Annotated in this window: 19 protein-coding genes; 2 read left to right on the forward strand and 17 right to left on the reverse strand. The window is 71.2% G+C overall.

Features of this window, described 5'->3' with window-relative positions:
• The 7 genes from VNG13_07065 to rimP form a co-directional block, all read right to left on the reverse strand.
• Complete coding sequence (locus tag VNG13_07065) at positions 1–1,005, reverse strand: DHH family phosphoesterase (GenBank protein HVA60282.1); 1,005 nt, start codon at positions 1,003–1,005, stop codon at positions 1–3.
• Positions 1,002–1,460: a 30S ribosome-binding factor RbfA gene (gene rbfA / locus VNG13_07070; GenBank protein ID HVA60283.1), complete on the reverse strand. Its 459-nt coding sequence runs from the start codon at positions 1,458–1,460 to the stop codon at positions 1,002–1,004. Before rbfA ends, VNG13_07065 begins: the two co-directional genes overlap by 4 nt.
• A gap of 10 nt (positions 1,461–1,470) precedes the next feature.
• Positions 1,471–1,770 carry a DUF503 domain-containing protein gene (locus tag VNG13_07075; GenBank protein ID HVA60284.1) on the reverse strand — a complete coding sequence of 100 codons (300 nt, stop codon included), beginning with the start codon at positions 1,768–1,770 and terminating at the stop codon, positions 1,471–1,473.
• Between the two features lie 5 nt (positions 1,771–1,775).
• Positions 1,776–4,499, reverse strand: a complete 2,724-nt coding sequence (gene infB, locus VNG13_07080) for a translation initiation factor IF-2 (GenBank protein HVA60285.1) — start codon at positions 4,497–4,499, stop codon at positions 1,776–1,778.
• A gap of 93 nt (positions 4,500–4,592) precedes the next feature.
• Positions 4,593–4,910 (reverse strand): YlxR family protein, encoded by a 318-nt coding sequence (locus VNG13_07085; GenBank protein ID HVA60286.1) that lies wholly within the window; start codon positions 4,908–4,910, stop codon positions 4,593–4,595.
• Between the two features lie 67 nt (positions 4,911–4,977).
• Positions 4,978–6,018, reverse strand: coding sequence for a transcription termination factor NusA (gene nusA / locus VNG13_07090; GenBank protein HVA60287.1), 1,041 nt, complete (start codon positions 6,016–6,018; stop codon positions 4,978–4,980).
• The gene (rimP, locus tag VNG13_07095) at positions 6,015–6,494 is read right to left on the reverse strand and encodes a ribosome maturation factor RimP (protein HVA60288.1); all 480 of its coding nucleotides are present in this window, start codon (positions 6,492–6,494) and stop codon (positions 6,015–6,017) included. Before rimP ends, nusA begins: the two co-directional genes overlap by 4 nt.
• 87 nt (positions 6,495–6,581) lie before the next feature.
• Here rimP and VNG13_07100 point away from each other — a divergent pair, with 87 nt between their 5' ends.
• Together VNG13_07100 and VNG13_07105 are read left to right on the forward strand one after the other, a co-directional pair.
• Positions 6,582–7,031 carry a hypothetical protein gene (locus tag VNG13_07100; protein ID HVA60289.1) on the forward strand — a complete coding sequence of 150 codons (450 nt, stop codon included), beginning with the start codon at positions 6,582–6,584 and terminating at the stop codon, positions 7,029–7,031.
• Positions 7,028–7,471, forward strand: a complete 444-nt coding sequence (locus VNG13_07105) for a ferritin-like domain-containing protein (GenBank protein ID HVA60290.1) — start codon at positions 7,028–7,030, stop codon at positions 7,469–7,471. The genes VNG13_07100 and VNG13_07105 overlap by 4 nt, the downstream gene beginning before the upstream one ends.
• Positions 7,472–7,488: 17 nt before the next feature.
• Here VNG13_07105 and VNG13_07110 read toward each other — a convergent pair whose 3' ends face one another.
• The 10 genes from VNG13_07110 to rpsB form a co-directional block, all read right to left on the reverse strand.
• Complete coding sequence (locus tag VNG13_07110) at positions 7,489–8,331, reverse strand: GNAT family N-acetyltransferase (GenBank protein ID HVA60291.1); 843 nt, start codon at positions 8,329–8,331, stop codon at positions 7,489–7,491.
• A 17-nt stretch (positions 8,332–8,348) separates the two neighbouring features.
• Positions 8,349–9,506, reverse strand: a complete 1,158-nt coding sequence (gene ispG, locus VNG13_07115; protein HVA60292.1) for a flavodoxin-dependent (E)-4-hydroxy-3-methylbut-2-enyl-diphosphate synthase — start codon at positions 9,504–9,506, stop codon at positions 8,349–8,351.
• A gap of 5 nt (positions 9,507–9,511) precedes the next feature.
• Positions 9,512–10,702, reverse strand: coding sequence for a site-2 protease family protein (locus VNG13_07120; GenBank protein ID HVA60293.1), 1,191 nt, complete (start codon positions 10,700–10,702; stop codon positions 9,512–9,514).
• Positions 10,699–11,856, reverse strand: a complete 1,158-nt coding sequence (dxr, locus tag VNG13_07125; GenBank protein ID HVA60294.1) for a 1-deoxy-D-xylulose-5-phosphate reductoisomerase — start codon at positions 11,854–11,856, stop codon at positions 10,699–10,701. The genes VNG13_07120 and dxr overlap by 4 nt, the downstream gene beginning before the upstream one ends.
• A gap of 75 nt (positions 11,857–11,931) precedes the next feature.
• Positions 11,932–13,008: a 23S rRNA (adenine(2503)-C(2))-methyltransferase RlmN gene (gene rlmN / locus VNG13_07130; protein HVA60295.1), complete on the reverse strand. Its 1,077-nt coding sequence runs from the start codon at positions 13,006–13,008 to the stop codon at positions 11,932–11,934.
• Between the two features lie 157 nt (positions 13,009–13,165).
• Positions 13,166–14,023, reverse strand: a complete 858-nt coding sequence (locus VNG13_07135) for a phosphatidate cytidylyltransferase (GenBank protein HVA60296.1) — start codon at positions 14,021–14,023, stop codon at positions 13,166–13,168.
• On the reverse strand, positions 14,023–14,580 hold the full coding sequence (gene frr / locus VNG13_07140; GenBank protein HVA60297.1) for a ribosome recycling factor: 558 nt from the start codon (positions 14,578–14,580) through the stop codon (positions 14,023–14,025). The genes VNG13_07135 and frr overlap by 1 nt, the downstream gene beginning before the upstream one ends.
• Positions 14,581–14,608: 28 nt before the next feature.
• Positions 14,609–15,376, reverse strand: a complete 768-nt coding sequence (pyrH, locus tag VNG13_07145; GenBank protein HVA60298.1) for a UMP kinase — start codon at positions 15,374–15,376, stop codon at positions 14,609–14,611.
• An 18-nt stretch (positions 15,377–15,394) separates the two neighbouring features.
• Positions 15,395–16,237, reverse strand: coding sequence for a translation elongation factor Ts (tsf, locus tag VNG13_07150; GenBank protein HVA60299.1), 843 nt, complete (start codon positions 16,235–16,237; stop codon positions 15,395–15,397).
• A gap of 51 nt (positions 16,238–16,288) precedes the next feature.
• Positions 16,289–17,218, reverse strand: coding sequence for a 30S ribosomal protein S2 (rpsB, locus tag VNG13_07155; protein ID HVA60300.1), 930 nt, complete (start codon positions 17,216–17,218; stop codon positions 16,289–16,291).
• Between the last annotated feature and the right edge of the window lie 29 nt (positions 17,219–17,247).

Consider the following 17,247-nt stretch of genomic DNA (forward strand, 5'->3'; position numbering starts at 1 on the left):
TCACCGGGCTGCGGCGAGGGCCTGGCGCAGCCCGTCCATCGTCGCGTCGAGCCCATCCGCGGATGTGTAGCCGGCCGCGAAGCGGTGGCCTCCACCGCCCAGCCCGGCGCACACCCCCCCGACGTCGACCGCGCCCTTGGACCGGGCTGACACCTTGAAACCGCCGTCTCGGTCGCCCTTGCAGACCACCGCCACGTCGGCCTCCGCGGTGGTGCGTACCAGATCGATCAGCCCCTCGATCTCGTCCAGCCCAACCCCGAACCGGACCAGGTCGGCCGCGGTCGTGTGGGTCCAGACCAGGCCGTGCCCGGCGGCCGCTTCGGGCTCGAGCCGGGCCCGGGACAACGCGGTTCCGAGCAGCCCGATGCAACCGAAGGAGTTCGTGTCCCAGACCGCCCGGGCGATCAGCTCGTGGCGGATCCCCGTGGCGAGCAACCGGGCGGCCAGCTCGTGCACGGCAGGCGTGGTCGAGACGAACTTGAACGAGCCGGTGTCCGTGGTCAGCCCGGTGTAGAGACAGCAGGCGATGTCGGCGTTCAGCACCACACCGAGCCGGTCGACGAGTTCGGCGACGATCACCGCGGTCGCCGCGGCGGCGTCGTCGACGAGCCGCGTCCGACCGAAGCCGTCGCCCCGGACGTGGTGGTCGACAACGATGACCTCACCGGCCGAGTCGACCAGCTCCGCGAGCCGGCCAAGCCGGTCCCGGCTGCTCGTATCGAAGGTGACGAGAACCTCCGGTGATCCGGGGATCGCCGCGGGAGGCACCAACAGGTCCTGACCCGGCAGGAACGCGTAAGCGCGTGGAACGCGAAACGGCTCGTCACCGAACGAGCAGAAGACCGGCCGGTCGAGCGCCCGCAGGGCGAGGCCGGCCGCGAGCATCGACCCCAGGGCATCTCCGTCCGGTGCGACGTGACAGGCCAGGACTATGGACTCCGCCCCGGCGAGGGTGCCGACGACGTGCGACCACAGCTCCTCGGGCAGGTTCGGGGCGGCTGTCACATCGGGTCCGACTCGTCCGCGGGCTGGGTGTCGATCACCGGACCCCCTCGGTACGGGTCGGGATCACCGGCCGGAACCGCGTTCGAGGCCGCCCGCGCAACTTCGGCATCGGCGGCCCGGGCTACCGCGATCAGTTCGCTGATGTGCGCAGCGGTGTCGGGGACGGCGTCGAGGACGAAGGTCAGGGTGGGGGCGTAGCGGACCCCGGTCTGGCGACCCACCTCGGCCCGAAGCACGCCCTTCGCGCTCTCCAGGGCGAGCGAGGTACCGGCCCGGTCGATCGCCGAGCCGAGGACGGTGTAGAAGACGGTCGCTTCGCGCAGGTCGGGCGTGACACGCGCGTCCGTGACCGTCACCATGCCGAGCCGGGGATCTTTGACTCCGAGCTCGATGGTGCTCGCGACGATCTCCCGGATTCGCCCGGCGAGCCTCCGCGCCCGCGCGACGTCGGTCACTGCCGCCTCCTCACCTGTCGTCGTCGGCCCCGTAGAGGCGCCGGTGGGCCGAGAGCAACTCGATCTCCGGTCGTCCCGCGACCAGCCTTTCGCACGCATCGAGCACCTCGCCGCAATGCCGGGCGTCCGCCGCCACGACCGCCACCCCGAGCAGCGCCCGACGGTGCAGCTCGAGGTGGCCTGCTTCCGCCGCGGCCACCATGAAGCGCCGTTGCAACTCCGCCACGATCGGCCGAACCATTCCCCGCTTCTCCTTCAGCGACCGGCTGTCGCCGAGCAGGACGTCGAGGGCCAGGCTGCCCACGTACATCGGCGCTACCCGCGCGGCTTCTCGCGCATCTCGAAGGTTTCGATGACGTCCTCGACCTTGATGTCGTTGAACGATCCGAGGCCGATACCGCATTCGTAGCCTTCGGCGACCTCGCGGGCGTCGTCCTTGAACCTTCTGAGCGAGTCGATCGCCAGATTCTCCGCGACGACGACCCCGTCGCGGACCAGCCTGGCCTTGCTGCCGCGCACGATCGTCCCGGACCGGACGAGCGACCCGGCCACGTTGCCGATCTTCGGCACCCGGAAGACTTCACGCACTTCCGCGGTACCGAGCTGGACCTCCTCGTACTCCGGCTTGAGCAGACCGGTCAGTGCGGCTTCGACGTCCTCGATCGCCTGGTAGATGACCGAGTAGTAGCGGACGTCGACCCGCTCGCGCTCAGCCAGCTCGCGGGCCTTGCCCTCCGGCCGAACGTTGAACCCGAGGATGATCGCGTCCGAGGCCTTGGCCAGGTTGACGTCGTTCTCGGTGATCGCACCGACGCCACGGCCGATGATCCGCAACCCGACCTCTTCCCCGATGTCGATCTTGAGCAGCGAGTCCTCGACCGCCTCCACCGAACCGGACACGTCGCCCTTGAGGATGAGCCGCAGCTCGCTGATCTCACCCTCCTTGATCCGCTGAAGGACGTCCTCGAGGGTCATCCGCCCGCGCTGGGCCGCCAACTCGGCGTAGCGCTCGCGAGCCGCCCGACGTTCGGCTATCTGCCTGGCCACCCGGTCCTCGGGCACGACGAGGAAACTGTCGCCCGCACCGGGAACGCTGGTAAAGCCCAGCACCTGGACCGGGCGGGACGGGCCGGCCTTGTCGACCGGGTCGCCGTTCTCGTCGAGCATGGCCCGAACCCGGCCGAACGCCTCGCCGGCGACGATCGAGTCGCTTACCCGCAGGGTTCCGCGCTGGACGAGAACGGTGGCCACCGGACCGCGGCCGCGGTCCAGGTGCGCCTCGATCGCGACGCCCTGCGCGTCCTGGGTCGGGTTGGCCCGCAGGTCGAGTGCCGCGTCGGCGGTGAGCAGCACCGCTTCCAGCAGCTCGTCGAGGCCGATCCGGCTCTTCGCCGACACGTCGACGAAAAGCGTCTCACCGCCGTACTCCTCCGCGACCAGCCCGTACTCGGTGAGCTGCTGGCGCACCTTGGCCGGATTCGCGTCCTCCTTGTCGACCTTGTTCACCGCGACGACGATGGGGACATCGGCGGCCTGCGCGTGGTTGAGCGCCTCGATCGTCTGGGGCATCACCCCGTCGTCCGCGGCGACGACCAGGACCGCGATGTCGGTCACCTTCGCCCCACGGGCTCGCATGGCGGTAAATGCCTCGTGCCCGGGGGTGTCGATGAAGGTGAGCATGCGCTGGCTGCCGTCGCTCGTCGTGGCGTGCACCTGGTAGGCGCCGATGTGCTGGGTGATCCCGCCCGCCTCGCGGGCCACGACGTCGGTCTGCCGGATCGCATCGAGCAGCTTGGTCTTGCCGTGATCGACGTGGCCCATGACCGTGACCACCGGCGGACGCGAAACCAGGTCGTCCTCGCCGCCCTCGTTCTCCCCGTAGTCGATGTCGAAGGACTCGAGCAGCTCGCGATCCTCGTCCTCGGGACTGACCACCTGAACGTCGTATCCGAGCTCGTTCCCGAGCAGCTGGAGTGTCTCGTCGCTGCACGACTGGGTCGCCGTCACCATTTCGCCGATCTGGGTGAAGACCACCTGAACCAGCGAGCCGGGATTAGCCCCGATCTTGTCGGCGAAGTCGGCCAGGCTGGCCCCGCGCGGTAGGCGCAGCGCGTCCCCGTTCCCGCGGGGGACGACGACCCCCCCGATCGTCGGGGCCTGCATGTTGTCGAACTCTTGGCGACGCTGCTTCTTGGACTTCCGCCCGCGAACCGGCCCGCGCCCGCCCGGGCGACCGAAGGCGCCCTGCGTGGCAGCACCGCGCCCGCCACGACCACCCGGACCACCGGGGCGACCCCCGGGGGCGCCGCGGCCGGCTGGCGCGCCGGCCGCTCCGGCACCGGCTCCGGGGCCGGCACCACGGCCCGGAGCGCCCATGCCGCGCCCGGCTGCCCCGGGCCGACCGGCCTGCGGACGGGCACCGGGGAACATGCCGGGGGCCGGCCGGGGGCCGCCGGGTCCGGCGCCTGGGGAACGTTGTGGGTAGGAACCTGGCGCCGGCCGGGGTGGCATGCCGGGGACGCCGGGCCGCACGCCGGGTCGGGGCGGCATGCCCGGCGCGGGGGGCCGCAGGCCGGGCCGCGGAGCCACCGGTGCCATCCCGGTGCCGCCGGCGCTGGTGAACGGGTTGTTGCCGGGCCGAGGCGCGCCGGACGGTCGCGGAACAGCCGGGCGCGGGTGGGCGGCGGCGGGACGGATCCCGGGCTCGCCGGCCGGCGGGTCGATGGCCGGCGCGGCCGCCGGGAAAGGCGCGGCCGGCGCGGACTCGACCACCGTCGGTTCGGCGACCACCGGCGGCTCGGGGGCGACATCCGGCTTCGCGGCCTTGCCGCGGCCCTTTGCCGCAACCGGCGAAGCCGAGCCGTTGCCGGCCGGCTCTGGGACGCTCGGGAAGGCTTCCTTGAGCTTGCGGACCACCGGCGCCTCGACCGTCGAGGACGCCGAGCGGACGAACTCACCGAATTCCTGGAGCTTGGCCATGACGACCTTGCTCTCCACGCCGAATTCCTTGGCGAGCTCGTAGACCCGGACCTTGGCCACTCAGACTCCTTGTCCCACGGTCCGCGGGTCTGTCGCTCGCGAACCGACGTCCTAGCGCATGGCTGTGCTCATCGCTGACTCATCGAGCGCTCATCACGAACTCGACCCACTTCCCGTGCTCGTGCCTCCGACCGCTTTCCGGCCGCTCGCCCGCGCCCCCGCGACGTGGTCTCGGACCGCGCCGACATCGGGCGGCCGCGCGAGCCGGAGGGCCCGCACAAACGCCCGCCGCCGTTCGGCCTGGTCGAGACAGGCCGGGTCTGGGTGCAGGTGCGCGCCTCGACCCGGCGCCCGGCCCCGGGGGTCGACGACAAGCACGCCCCCGACCACCACGACACGCAGGAGATCGGACTTGGACGCTCGTTCCCGGCACCCCACACAGGTGCGGACCGGGAGCGCACGCCCTGTCACCTCGGGAGTCTAACCCGTTCGACGCCCGGGCGCGGCCCGGGCGCGGCCCGGGCGCCGCCCGGGCGGTTCAGGCGTCGGTTGTCACCGGGCCGTCTTCGCCCACCGGGGCGTCGCCGAGCGGCCGCTCGGAGTCGGACCGGATGTCGATCCGCCAGCCGGTGAGCCGGGCCGCCAGCCGAGCGTTCTGACCCTCCCGGCCAATCGCCAGGGACAGCTGGTAGTCCGGCACGATGACCCGGGCGGCCCGATTCTCCAGATCGACGACGCGCACCTCGGAGACGTTCGCCGGGGACAGCGCGTGCCCGACGAACCGGGCCGGATCGGCATCCCAGTCGACGATGTCGATCTTCTCGCCGTGCAACTCGGCAACCACGGCCCGGACCCGGGCGCCGACTGGGCCGATGCAGGCCCCGCGGGCCCGGATGCCGGGCACCAGAGATCGCACGGCGATCTTGGTCCGGTGGCCGGCCTCGCGGGCGACCGCGACGATCTCGACCGAACCGTCGGCGATCTCGGGCACCTCGAGGGCGAACAGCTTGCGCACCAGATTGGGATGGGTCCGCGAGACGTTGATCGACGGCCCGCGCACGGTCTTGTGCACCTGCACGACGTAGACCCGCAGTCGGTCACCGTGCAGGTAGGTCTCCCCCGGCACCTGCTCGGAGACCGGCAGCACCGCCTCGACCTTGCCGAGGTCGACGAACACCGGGCGACGTTCACCGCGGACCTCCGGGCGAGGGTCGTGTTGCTGCACAACCCCGCTGACGATGTCGCCCTCCCGGCCGGCGTACTCACCGTAGGTGAGCTCCTGCTCGGCGTCGCGGAGCCGCTGGAGGATGACCTGCCGGGCCGTGGTCGCAGCGATCCGGGAGAAGCCCGGCGGGGTGTGGTCGAACTCGACCCCGAGCTCCTCGTCCGGACCAACCTCCCGCGCGAACACCGCGACCGCCCCGGTCTTGCGGTCGAGTTCGATCCGAGCGTGCTCGTAGGCGTCGTCCGCCCGCTGGTAGGCGGAGAGCAGGGCGACCTCGATCGCTTCGATGACCGTGTCGAAGGACACGTCCTTCTCCCGGGCCAGGCTCTTCAACGCCGCCATGTCGATGTTCACGGCGCGGGCTCCCCGGATGCGCGCTGGAACTCGACCTGAACCTGTGCGCGAGCTACCTCGTCGTAGCCGAGCCGCCGTGGCGATCCGGCCACGTCGATGACCATCCCCGCCTCATCGGCATCTACGACCCTGCCGACCAGATCCCCGCCGCCGGACAGCGCCACCCTGACCAGATGGCCGCGGGCTCGCCGCCAGTGCCGTGGGGCGACGAGCGGACGGTCGACCCCCGGCGAAGAGACCTCCAGGACGTAGCCGCCGGTACCCATGGCATCCGCGGCGTCTAGGGCCGCGGAGCTCGCCGCACTGACCCGGGCCACGTCGTCGAGGTCGACGCCGGCGTCGCCGTCGATCACTACCCGGACCAGCCGGCGGCGCCCGGCCGGGGTGACCCCGACATCTTCGAGGTCGTAGCCGTGCGCGGCCACCACCGGCTCGAGCAGTTCACGGAGCAGGTCGCGGGTCGAGGGCTTGGTCATCTCGCCGCCTCCCGTCCGGACCGACCGCGTTTATGGGTCAGCCTAGTCGCCGGGATGGCAGACTCCCGGCCGCGGAAAGGAGGCGCCTTGTCCCTGTCCCGGCGCGCGCTGCTCGCCGGCGCGATCGGTGTCGCCGCCGCCGGCTGCCACCGCGCCGTCCGACCGCCGCCCGCACCACCCCCGCCGATCCCGGATGCGCCCGCGCTGGCCGCCGCGGCGGACCGCGAGCGGGCGCTGATCGCTGGTTACGACGCCGTCCTCGCAACCCCGTTGGCGCCGGCGGCCCTGACCGCGTTGGCGGCTCTCCGGGCCCAGCACCTCGCGCACCAGGCGGCGATCGGCGTCGCCCAGTTACCCGCCCGACCTTCGTCTCTAACGACCCTCCCCGCCCTCACCGCACTGGAGCACGCCTCGGCCGTCGCGGCGCTGGCGAGTGTCGGCGCCGCCGTGGACCCGGCCCACGCCCAGCTGTTCGCCTCGATCGCCGGCAGCGAGGCGAGTCACGCCGTGGTGCTCGCCGCCCTGGCCGCGCCATGACCGCTCAGGTCGCCGCGCTCCAGGCGGCGCTCGTCGCTGAGGCGGCGGCCAGCTACGGCTACGGGGTCGTCGGGGCCCACCTGACCGGCAGTCTGGAACAGTTGGCGGCTTCCGCGCTCGCGACCCACACCGGTCGGGCCGACCGGTTGGCCGAGCTGCTCCGCCGCGACGGGGCCCGGCCCGGACCGGTCCCCCCGGCCTTCGCGCTGCCGTTCCCGGTCACCGGCCCGGCGTCCGCCCTCGAGCTCGCCGAGCAGCTCGAGGACGGCACGGCCGGGGTCTACTACGACCTGATCGGGAGCACCGCGAACCCGGGGCTGCGCGAATTCGCCGCCGAAGCCCTGGTCGATGCCGCCGGCCGGGCGGCCCGCTGGCGCGCCGCGACGGGCCCTTTCGACCCCGGCGTCACCACCTCGTTCCCGGGGCGCGAGGCCCCCTGAGAAGCCCAGGGGCTTGCTCAGAACAGGACCGACATGAAACGGCCGACCTCGGCGAAGCCGACCCGATCGTAGGCCCGACGGGCGATGTCGTTGAAGTCGTTGACGTAGAGGCTGACCACCGGCGCCAGCGACGCCTGGGCCTGCGCGACGACCGCCGCCATGCCGTGGCTGCCAAGTCCGCGGCCGCGCAGCTCCGGGTCGACCCACACCCCCTGCACCTGGCAGGCGTCGCGCGCCAGCGCACCGATCTCAGCCTTGAACACGACCCGGCCATCGTCGATCCGGGCGAAGGCCCGGCCCTGGCCGATCAGCTCGGCGATCCTCGCGCGGTACAGGGCGCCGCCGTCCGCCGCAACCGGGGAGACCCCCACCTCCTCGGTGAACATGGCGATGCAGGCCGGGAGCAGGATGTCCAGCTCCTCGAGCCGCACCGGGCGCACGGCAGGATCACCGGCCAACCGCGGCGGTCGGCCGATGGTCAGCAGCGGCTGGCGCTCCCGGACCTCGCGCGGCCGCCCCCAGGACGGCCCGAGCAGTCGCCAAAGCGGCGCCACCATCTCGGCCGGCCCGACGATCGACGAGCAACGCCGACCCTGCCGACGGGCCCGGTCGGCGAACGCCCGGATCGCCGCGTCGTCAGCACCGACCGGGACCAGGTTGGCTCCGGCGTAGCAGAGCGCGGACAACCGGCCGTCGCCCGGGTGTCCCCACACCTCGGCGCCGAGCCGCCAGGGGTCAAGGCCGACCGCGTCGATCCGGGAGCGGACGAAGACGTTGGCGATCGGATCGCGGTCGAGCAGATCGAGCGCGACCGGCAGGTCCCGGTCGTCCAGCACCCGCAGTGGCACGGTTCGCAACATCGGGTCAGCGCTCCGTCTCAGCTGACCGAGACGGCCGGCTCTCCCGAGGCCACCCCGGCGGCCTCCATCTCGGCAGCGATCTTCAGCGCCTCCTCGATGAGGGTCTCGACGATGGCCGCCTCCGGAACGGTTTTCACGACCTGCCCCTTGACGAAGATCTGCCCCTTACCGTTACCGGAGGCGACCCCGAGATCGGCCTCTCGAGCCTCCCCGGGTCCGTTGACGACGCAGCCCATCACGGCAACCCGGATCGGGACGGTCATCCCCTCCAGGCCGGCCTGGACCTGTTCGGCGAGGGTGTAGACGTCGACCTGAGCCCGTCCGCAGGACGGGCAGGACACGATCTCCAACCGGCGCTGCCGCAGGCCGAGCGACTCGAGGATCGCCAGCCCGACCTTGACCTCCTCGACCGGGGGGGCCGACAGCGAGACCCGGATCGTGTCGCCGATCCCCTCGGCGAGCAGCGCGCCGAAGGCGACGGCGGATTTCACCGTGCCCTGGAAGGTCGGCCCGGCCTCGGTGACGCCGAGGTGCAGCGGGTAGTCGCACCGGGCGGCGAGCAGCCGATAGGCCTGGATCATCACCACCGGGTCGTGGTGCTTGACCGAAATCTTGAGGTCACGGTAGCCGTGCTCCTCGAACAGCGACGCCTCCCACAGCGCGGACTCGGCGAGCGCCTCCGGCGTGGCCTTGCCGTACTTATCCAGCAGGCGCTTGTCGAGCGAGCCGGCGTTGACTCCGATGCGGATCGGGATTCCGGCGTCGCCCGCGGCCTTCGCGATCTCCCCGATCCGGTCGTCGAACTTCTTGATGTTTCCGGGGTTGACCCGGACCGCGGCACATCCGGCGTCGATCGCGGCGAACACGTACCGCGGCTGAAAGTGGATGTCGGCAATGACCGGGATCTGCGAGTGCTTCGCGATCTCGCCCAGCGCCTCGGCGTCGTCGGTGTCCGGCACGGCGACCCGGACGATCTCGCAGCCCGCGGCGGTCAGCTCGGCGATCTGCTGAAGGGTGGCGTCGACGTCCGCGGTCTTCGTCGTCGTCATCGACTGCACGGAGACCGGCGCGCCACCGCCGACCGGGACCCGCCCGACATGGATCTGCCGACTCTCCCGGCGCGGCGCGAGCGGCGGCGGCGGGATCGGCGGCATCCCGAGCGGGATCGAGGTCATGGCTCCTATCCGGAGAGGTTGAGCGGGTGGGCGATGTCGGCGTAGAGCAGAACCGCCGCGACCCCGACGAACAGCACGACGAAAGCGTACGTGAGCGGCAGGACCTTGTTGATGTCGACGCGACCGGGATCCCCACGGCGCAGCAGCCGGTACAGCCGGCGGCGCAGGCCCTCGAAGGCCAGGATCGCGATGTGGCCGCCGTCGAGTGGCAGCAGCGGAAGCAGGTTGAAGATGCCGATGAAGAAGTTGAGCTGCGCCATGATCGAGAGGAACTGACCGACCCTGAGGTGCAGCGGTACCCGGGAGGCACTGGCGATCTGCCCGCTCACGTTGGCCACCCCGAGGACGCTGAGCGCGCCGTTCGGACTGCGCTTGCCGGCCAGGTCTTCGCGCAGCGTGGATGGCAGGCTGGCGAGGGCCTTCCCGGTGGCGCTCAGGTAGAAGCCGAGCGAACCGAACGTGCGGGGCACCGCCGCCAGTGGGCCGTACGTCGGATACACCCCGGTCGCGGAGACCGCGATCCCGATCCGGCCGATCGTCCCGTTCCCCTGCCGAACGGCCACGGGCGTGACGCTCACCGCGACCCGGGCGCCGTGGCGGATCACCGTCAGCCCGAGCGGACGGCCGACGTGGGAGGTCACCGCGCCCGTCAATTGGGTCGGGTCCGTGAGCGGATGCCCGTCCACAGCGACGATCCGATCGCCCGCGAGCAGCTTTCCCTGCGCCGGCGCGGCCGGCGCCCCGGGCGGGCAGCCCCGCTGGGTGTCACCGACCGTGACGCACGGGGTGACGCCGCCGACGGAGACCTGCTGCTGGGTCGAGGTGAAGTCACCGGCGAACACGAGCACCAGATAGGTAAGCAGGATCGCCAGCACGAAGTGCACGAACGAGCCGGCGGCGAGCACCACGACTCGCTGCCGGGCCGGCTGCTTGTAGAAGACCCGGTCCTCGTCGCCCGGTTCGACCGCCTCGAGCGGCGTCATCCCCACGATCTTGACGAAGCCGCCGGCCGGGATGGCCTTGATCCCGTACTCGGTTTCGCCGCGCCGGAACGACAAGAGGGTGGGCCCGAAGCCGACGAAGAATCGGGTCGCCTTCATGCCGTAGTGCTTCGCGGTCACGAAGTGCCCGGCCTCATGCAGCATGACCGAGGTGAGCAGCACGAACACGAAGGCGAGCACACCGACGGCGGTCATGCCTGGAACTCCTCGATCCGGGTGATCTCGCGGGCCCGCCGGCGGGCCCAGCCGTCGGCTTCTAGGACATCGGCAAGTCGCAGCCCGGACTGGTGGGGCAGGTGCTCGGCGACGACCCGCTCGACGGTGTCGACGATGTCGAGGAAGCCGAGCCGACCGGCGAGGAATGCGGCGACGCACACCTCGTTCGCCGCGTTGTACGCGGCCGGCAGGGTGCCGCCTCCGGCGCCGACCTCCCGGGCCAGCCGCACGGCCGGGAAAGTCTGCTCGTCGAGCGGCTCGAACTGCCAACAGGCCGCCGCGGTCCAGTCCAGCGCGGGGGCGGCGTCGGGCACCCGGTCCGGCCAGCCCAGGGCGAGCGCGATCGGCAGTCGCATGTCCGGAGGCGAGGCCTGCGCGATCGTCGCTCCGTCGCTGAATTCCACCAGCGAATGCACCACCGACTGCGGATGGACAACCACGTCGATCCGGTCCAGCGGGATCCCGAACAGCAGGTTCGCCTCGATCACCTCGAGACCTTTGTTCACCAGCGTCGCCGAGTTCACCGTTACCAGCGGGCCCATGTCCCACGTCGGATGCGCGAGCGCCTCCGCGGGGGTGACCGCACCCAGCTCGGACCTGGTCCGGCCGCGGAACGGACCCCCGCTGGCCGTGAGGACCAGGCGGCGCACCTCGCCAGGGGAGCCGCCACGCAGGCACTGCGCCAGCGCCGAGTGCTCGGAGTCCACCGCCACGATCCGGTCCACCCGGTCGGCGATTAGCGGGCCGCCGATGATGAGCGACTCCTTGTTCGCGAGCGCGAGCCGGCGCCCGGCGTCGAGCGCGGCGAGCGTGGCACCCAGGCCGGCGGCGCCGGCGACGGCGTTGAGCACGACGTCGCAGGGCCAGCCGGCCAACTCGGCGACGGCGTCCGGGCCGACCAGCAGCTTTACCCCACCGTTCAGCGCGTCGCGCACCGCCGCCGCCGCCTCGGGGCGGCTTACCGCGACCACCTCCGCCCCGGTCCGGGCCGCCTGGGCGGCGAGCTGCGCGGGGTCCGAACCGGCGGCCGCGAGCCCGATGACGCGGAACCGCTCCGGATTGCGCGCGACGACGTCGAGGGCCTGCCGGCCGATCGAGCCGGTGCTACCGAGCAGCACGACGTCGCGGGTCACCGGTCAAGTGTCCCATCCGCGGCCGCAGGTCCCCGGCCGGAACCACGCCGCCCGCGGGCTCAGCCGCTCGCGGGCTCAGCCGCTCGCGGCAGCCAGCTGCCCGCAGGCCCCGTCGATATCGCGGCCCCTGGTGTCCCGGACCGTTGTCGCGATGCCGTGGCCCTCCAGCCTTCGGACGAACTCGCGCTGCGCAGCCGGTCGGGACGCCGTCCACGCGCTACCGGGCGTCGGATTGAGCGGGATGAGATTGACATGGGCCAGCCGGCCGGCGAGCAATTCGCCGAGCAGGTCGGCACGCCAGCCCTGGTCGTTGATGTCGCGGATCAAGGCGTACTCGACGGAGAACCGTCGCCCGGTGACCGCGGCGTAGTCGACGGCTGCGGCGATCACGTCGGCGACGGGCCACCGGGTGTTCACCGGTACCAGGGTGTTCCGCAGCTCATCGTCCGGCGCGTGCAACGAGACTGCGAGCGTGATCTGCAACCCCTCCGAGCTCAGCCGGCGGATCGCGGGGACCAGCCCTACCGTGCTCACCGTGATCGAGCGCTGCCCGAGGCCGAGGCCGTGCGGGCGCGGATCGGTGAGCCGGCGGACGGCCGCGAGGACCGCCCGGTAGTTGGCCAGCGGCTCCCCCATCCCCATGAAGACGACGTTGCTCACCCGGGCCGGGGCGCCGGCGAGCTCGCCACGGCCGAGAGCACGGGCCGCCGCGACCACCTGCTCGACGATTTCGGCGGTGCTGAGGTTGCGGGTGAGCCCCGCCTGCCCGGTAGCGCAGAACGGGCAGCCCATCCCGCAGCCGGCCTGGCTAGACACGCAAACGGTCACCCGCTCCGGGTAACGCATGACCACCGATTCGATCAGCGTCCCGTCCAGGCCCCGCCACAGCGTCTTGCGGGTGGCCCCGCGGTCGCTGGACAGGTGGCGCACGGCGGTCAACAGGTCGGGCAGCATGGCCGCCGCCAGCGGACCCCGCTCGGCGGCCGGGATGTCGGTCATCGCGTCCGGGTCATCGCCGAGGCGGGAGAAGTAGTGCCGGGCAAGCTGATCCGCCCGGTAGGCCGGGGCGCCGAGAACCGTCACCGCGGCCCGCCGCTGCTCAGGGGTGAGGTCGGCGAGATGGCGGGGCGGTCGCGCGGCGCGGGTGGGCATCGCCCGCCAGTCTCACACGAAGCCGGAGCCCTCATGATCCACACCGATGGGGCCCGTTCCCGCTCGCCAAGCCGCGAGTGTGCAATTTCCGACAGCGTCCACGCGTGGACCTTGTCGGAAATTGCACACTCGCGCCGGTCTACCCCGGCTAGCGGGCTCAGTGGTGCACGTGCGGGACGAACGCGCTGAGCAGCAGCCAGGCGACCGGGGCGCTCGGGAGCAACGAGTCGAGCCGGTCCATCAGTCCGCCGTGGCCGGGCAACACGCGGCCCATGTCCTTGACCCCGAGATCCCGCTTGATCATCGACTCTCCGAGGTCCCCGAGGGTCGCGGTGCAGACCATGGCCAGGCCGAATACCACGCCCTGCCAGACCGCCCCGCCGAGCAGGAACGGCACCGTCAACCCGCCGAACGTCGCGCATGCGATCGTCGAGCCGGCAAATCCCTCCCAGGATTTCTTGGGGCTGATCGTGGGGGCCATGAGATGCCGCCCGGCGAGGACACCTGCGGCATACCCGCCGACGTCGGAGCAGACGACCGTCGCGATGAACACCGTGACCCGGCGGGCACCGTCCGCCGGCACGACGAGCAGGATGGCGAACCCGGTCAGGAACGGCACGTACAGCAATGCGAACAATGCGGCAGCGATGTCGGGCAGCACGTGGGCGGGTCCCCCCGCGAGGCGCCAGACCACCACGGCAACCGCGGTCAGCAGCCCGGCGACGACCATGGCTTCGGAGCCGTCGACGTAGGCCAGGCACAACATCGCGGCGCTGCCGACGGCGAGCGGCACGAAGGGCGCTGCCGGGCCGGCCGAGCGCAGGGAATGCACGAGCTCCCACAGACCGACGCTGACCGCGGCGACGACGACGACGAGGAATGCCGGCCGGTACGTGTACAGCGTGCCCAGGAGCAACCCCCCGAGGGCGAGACCGACCCCGATCGCGACTGGCAGGTTCCGACCGGCCCGCCCCGGGGCAGCGGCAGCCGTGGGCTCGGTGTCGACGCCGGTCATCAGACTTCGAGCAGCTCGGTTTCCTTGTGCCGGAGAACGTCCTCGACCTGGGCCACATAGCCGTGGGTGAGGTCCTCCAGCTCCTTCTCCGCCCGCCGAACGTCGTCCTCGCCGGCCTCGCCATCCTTGACCAGCCGGTCGAGGGTGTCTTTGGCGTGTCGGCGGATGTTGCGGATCGCGATCCGGCCCTCTTCCGCCTTGTGCCGGGCAACCTTGATCAGCTCTTTGCGTCGCTCCTCCGTGAGCTGCGGGAACACGACCCGGATCAGGTTTCCGTCATTCGTGGGATTCACGCCGAGGTCGCTGTCCCGGATGGCCTTCTCGATCGCCCCGGTCGATCCCTTGTCATAGGGGCTGATCACGGCCATCCGCGGCTCCGGCACGTGAAATGAGGCCAGCTGATGGATCGGCGTGGGGGCCCCGTAGTAGTCGGCGACGAGCTTCTGGAACATCTGCGGCGACGCCCGCCCGGTGCGGAGCGTGGAAAGGTCCTCGCGGAGGACGTGCACCGCCTTCTCCATCTTCGCTTCGGCCTCGAGCAGAGTCTCGTCGATCACGTCGGCTCCTCCGAATGGGCGGAACGGCTCACGACGCCGGCGGGGCGATCAGCGTGCCGATCTTCTCCCCGCGCACCGCCCGGGAGACGCTGGCCTCCTCGAGCAGGTCGAACACCACCACCGGCAGGAAGTTGTCCATACATAGGCTGATCGCCGCCGCGTCCATGACCTTGAGCCCTCGGGCAAGCACCTCGGCATAGTCGAGCCGGTCGAAGCGCACCGCGTCGGGATGGGTCCGCGGATCGGCGTCGTAGACGCCGTCGACATGCGTCGCCTTGAGCAGGACTTGCGCGCCCACCTCCAGCGAGCGCTGAGCAGCGCAGGTGTCGGTGGAGAAGAACGGGGCACCCAGACCCGCACCGAAGATGACGACCCGCCCCTTTTCCATGTGTCGCACCGCCCGGCGCGGGATGTAAGGCTCGGCGACCTGACCCATCTGGATGGCGGTCTGCACCCGGGTCTCGACGCCGAGCTTCTCCAGGAAATCCTGCAACGCCAGGCAGTTCATCACCGTCCCGAGCATGCCCATGTAGTCGGCCCGGGCCCGGTCCATTCCCCGCTCCGCCAACTCGTGACCGCGGAAGAAGTTCCCCCCGCCGACGACGACAGCGGTCTGCACACCGCGGGCCACGACCTCGGCCAGCTGCCGAGAGATCGCCTGGACCACGTCCGGGTCGACCCCGAGGCGGCCGCCGCCGAAGACCTCACCGGACAGTTTCAGCATGACCCGGGTCCATACCGGAGCGTCGTGCGTTTCGGCCGCCCGAGGCGTCACGGCGCCCTCCTCGCTGGTCATGGTGATAGGGAGTCTGCCCTACGCCTCGCCGACCTTGAAGCGGGCGAAACGCACCAAGCTGAGGCCACCCTCCTCGAGGATCTGGCCGACCGTGCGCTTGTTGTCCTTCACGAAGGCCTGCTCGAGCAGGACTACCTCCTTGTAGAAGCCACTCACCCGACCTTCGACGATCTTGGAGAGCGCAGCCTCCGGCTTGCCCTCCTCGCGGGCCAGCTGCTCCGCGATCCGCCGCTCGGTCTCCACCGTGCCGGCCGGAACCTCGTCCCGGGCAAGGAACTGCGGGGCGGCCCAGGACACGTGCTTCGCAAGGTCGCTGGCCAGCTCCGCGTTCTCGCCGCCGAGCTCGACGAGGACCCCGATGGTCGGGGGCAGGTCGGGGCTCGTGCGGTGCAGGTAGGCCGCCACGTACGCACCTTCGAAGGTGACGAAGCGGTTGACCTCGAGTTTCTCGCTGAGCGCTATCCCGGCTTCGCTGAGATGGGCTTCGACCGTAATGTCCTCGGCACCGGCCAACGGGCCGCCCAGCAGCTCCGCGACGTCCGCCGGGCGCCGTTCGACGACAGTGCGCAGGACGTCGGCAGCGAGCGCTTGAAACCGCTCGCTCTTCGCGACGAAATCGGTCTCGCAGTTCAGCTCGAGCAGGGTGCCTGCGCGGGTGCCGTCGAGCCAGGCGGTGACCAGCCCGTTGGAGGCGGTTCGCTCCCCACGCTTGACGACGCCCTTGAGACCTTTGAGGCGGAGGCTTTCGATCGCCTTGTCGAAGTCGCCGTCAGCGGCGACGAGCGCCTGCTTCGTGTCGGACATGCCAGCGCCGGTCAACTCCCGGAGCTTCTTGATGTCAGCCGTCGTGATCTCAGCCATGACTCACTTCCGTCGTCGCAGGTCAGGGGGTCGGGAAACCGGGGCAGGCGATCAGGCCTCGGAGGGGGGGCCCTCACCGGCCGGCGTCTGCTCCGCATCGGATGCCGCGGCCCGGTCGGGTTCCTCGGCCGGGGGGATGGACGCGCCATCCGCCGCCGCGGTTTGCGCATCGGCACCGGCCGGAGCCGCCGACGGGGCCTGTCCGGCGAGCAATTCGCGCTCCCAGTCGGGAAGCGGCTCCTCACCGGCAAGTTCCGCCGCCGGCTCGGGCTTCTCCTCGGCGCTGGCCAGACCCGCCCTGGCGATCAGGCCTTCGGCGACCGCGTCGGCGATCACCCGGGTCAGCAGGGTGACTGACCGGATCGCGTCGTCGTTGCCGGGGATCGCGTAATCCACCTCGTCCGGGTCACAGTTGGTGTCGAGGATCGCAACCACCGGAATGCCGAGCTTGCGTGCCTCCCCGACCGCGATGTGCTCCTTCTTCGTATCGACGATCCACACCGCACTGGGAAGCCGGCCCATGTCCCGGATCCCGCCGAGCGAACGGTCGAGCTTCTCCCGCTCGCGTTGGAGCTGCAGCGACTCCTTCTTGGTCCGGACCTGGGTGTCCCCGGTCTGCTCGATCACCTCGAGCTCCTTCAGTCGCTGGAGCCGCTGGTAGACGGTGGAGAAGTTCGTGAGCATCCCCCCGAGCCAGCGCTGGTTCACGTAGGGCATCCCCACCCGGCGGGCCTGATCGGCGATCGATTCCTGGCCCTGCTTCTTCGTGCCGACGAACAGGATGGATCCGCCGTGAGCGACCGTCTCCTTGACGAAGTCGTACGCCCGGTCGATGAACGCCAGCGACTGCTGGAGATCGATGATGTAGATGCCATTGCGCTCGGTGAAGATGAATCGCTTCATCTTCGGGTTCCACCGTCGGGTCTGATGCCCGAAGTGAACGCCGCTCTCGAGCAGCTGGCGCATGGTGACGACGGCCACGGCCGGAAGCCCCTTCCAGCGCCCGCACC

The sequence above is a fragment of the Mycobacteriales bacterium genome, assembly GCA_035533475.1.
GTDB lineage: Bacteria > Actinomycetota > Actinomycetes > DATLTS01 > DATLTS01 > DATLTS01.

What these genes read in the sequence shown, in the direction of transcription:
- VNG13_07075 (HVA60284.1), bottom strand. Translation starts at nt 1,770, where the DNA reads ATGTACGTGGGCAGCCTGGCCCTCGACGTCCTGCTCGGCGACAGCCGG.
- rimP (HVA60288.1), bottom strand. Translation starts at nt 6,494, where the DNA reads ATGACCAAGCCCTCGACCCGCGACCTGCTCCGTGAACTGCTCGAGCCG.
- rlmN (HVA60295.1), bottom strand. Translation starts at nt 13,008, where the DNA reads ATGCCCACCCGCGCCGCGCGACCGCCCCGCCATCTCGCCGACCTCACC.
- VNG13_07120 (HVA60293.1), bottom strand. Translation starts at nt 10,702, where the DNA reads ATGACCGCCGTCGGTGTGCTCGCCTTCGTGTTCGTGCTGCTCACCTCG.
- VNG13_07105 (HVA60290.1), top strand. Translation starts at nt 7,028, where the DNA reads ATGACCGCTCAGGTCGCCGCGCTCCAGGCGGCGCTCGTCGCTGAGGCG.
- tsf (HVA60299.1), bottom strand. Translation starts at nt 16,237, where the DNA reads ATGGCTGAGATCACGACGGCTGACATCAAGAAGCTCCGGGAGTTGACC.
- ispG (HVA60292.1), bottom strand. Translation starts at nt 9,506, where the DNA reads ATGACCTCGATCCCGCTCGGGATGCCGCCGATCCCGCCGCCGCCGCTC.
- VNG13_07110 (HVA60291.1), bottom strand. Translation starts at nt 8,331, where the DNA reads ATGTTGCGAACCGTGCCACTGCGGGTGCTGGACGACCGGGACCTGCCG.
- pyrH (HVA60298.1), bottom strand. Translation starts at nt 15,376, where the DNA reads ATGACCAGCGAGGAGGGCGCCGTGACGCCTCGGGCGGCCGAAACGCAC.
- VNG13_07135 (HVA60296.1), bottom strand. Translation starts at nt 14,023, where the DNA reads ATGACCGGCGTCGACACCGAGCCCACGGCTGCCGCTGCCCCGGGGCGG.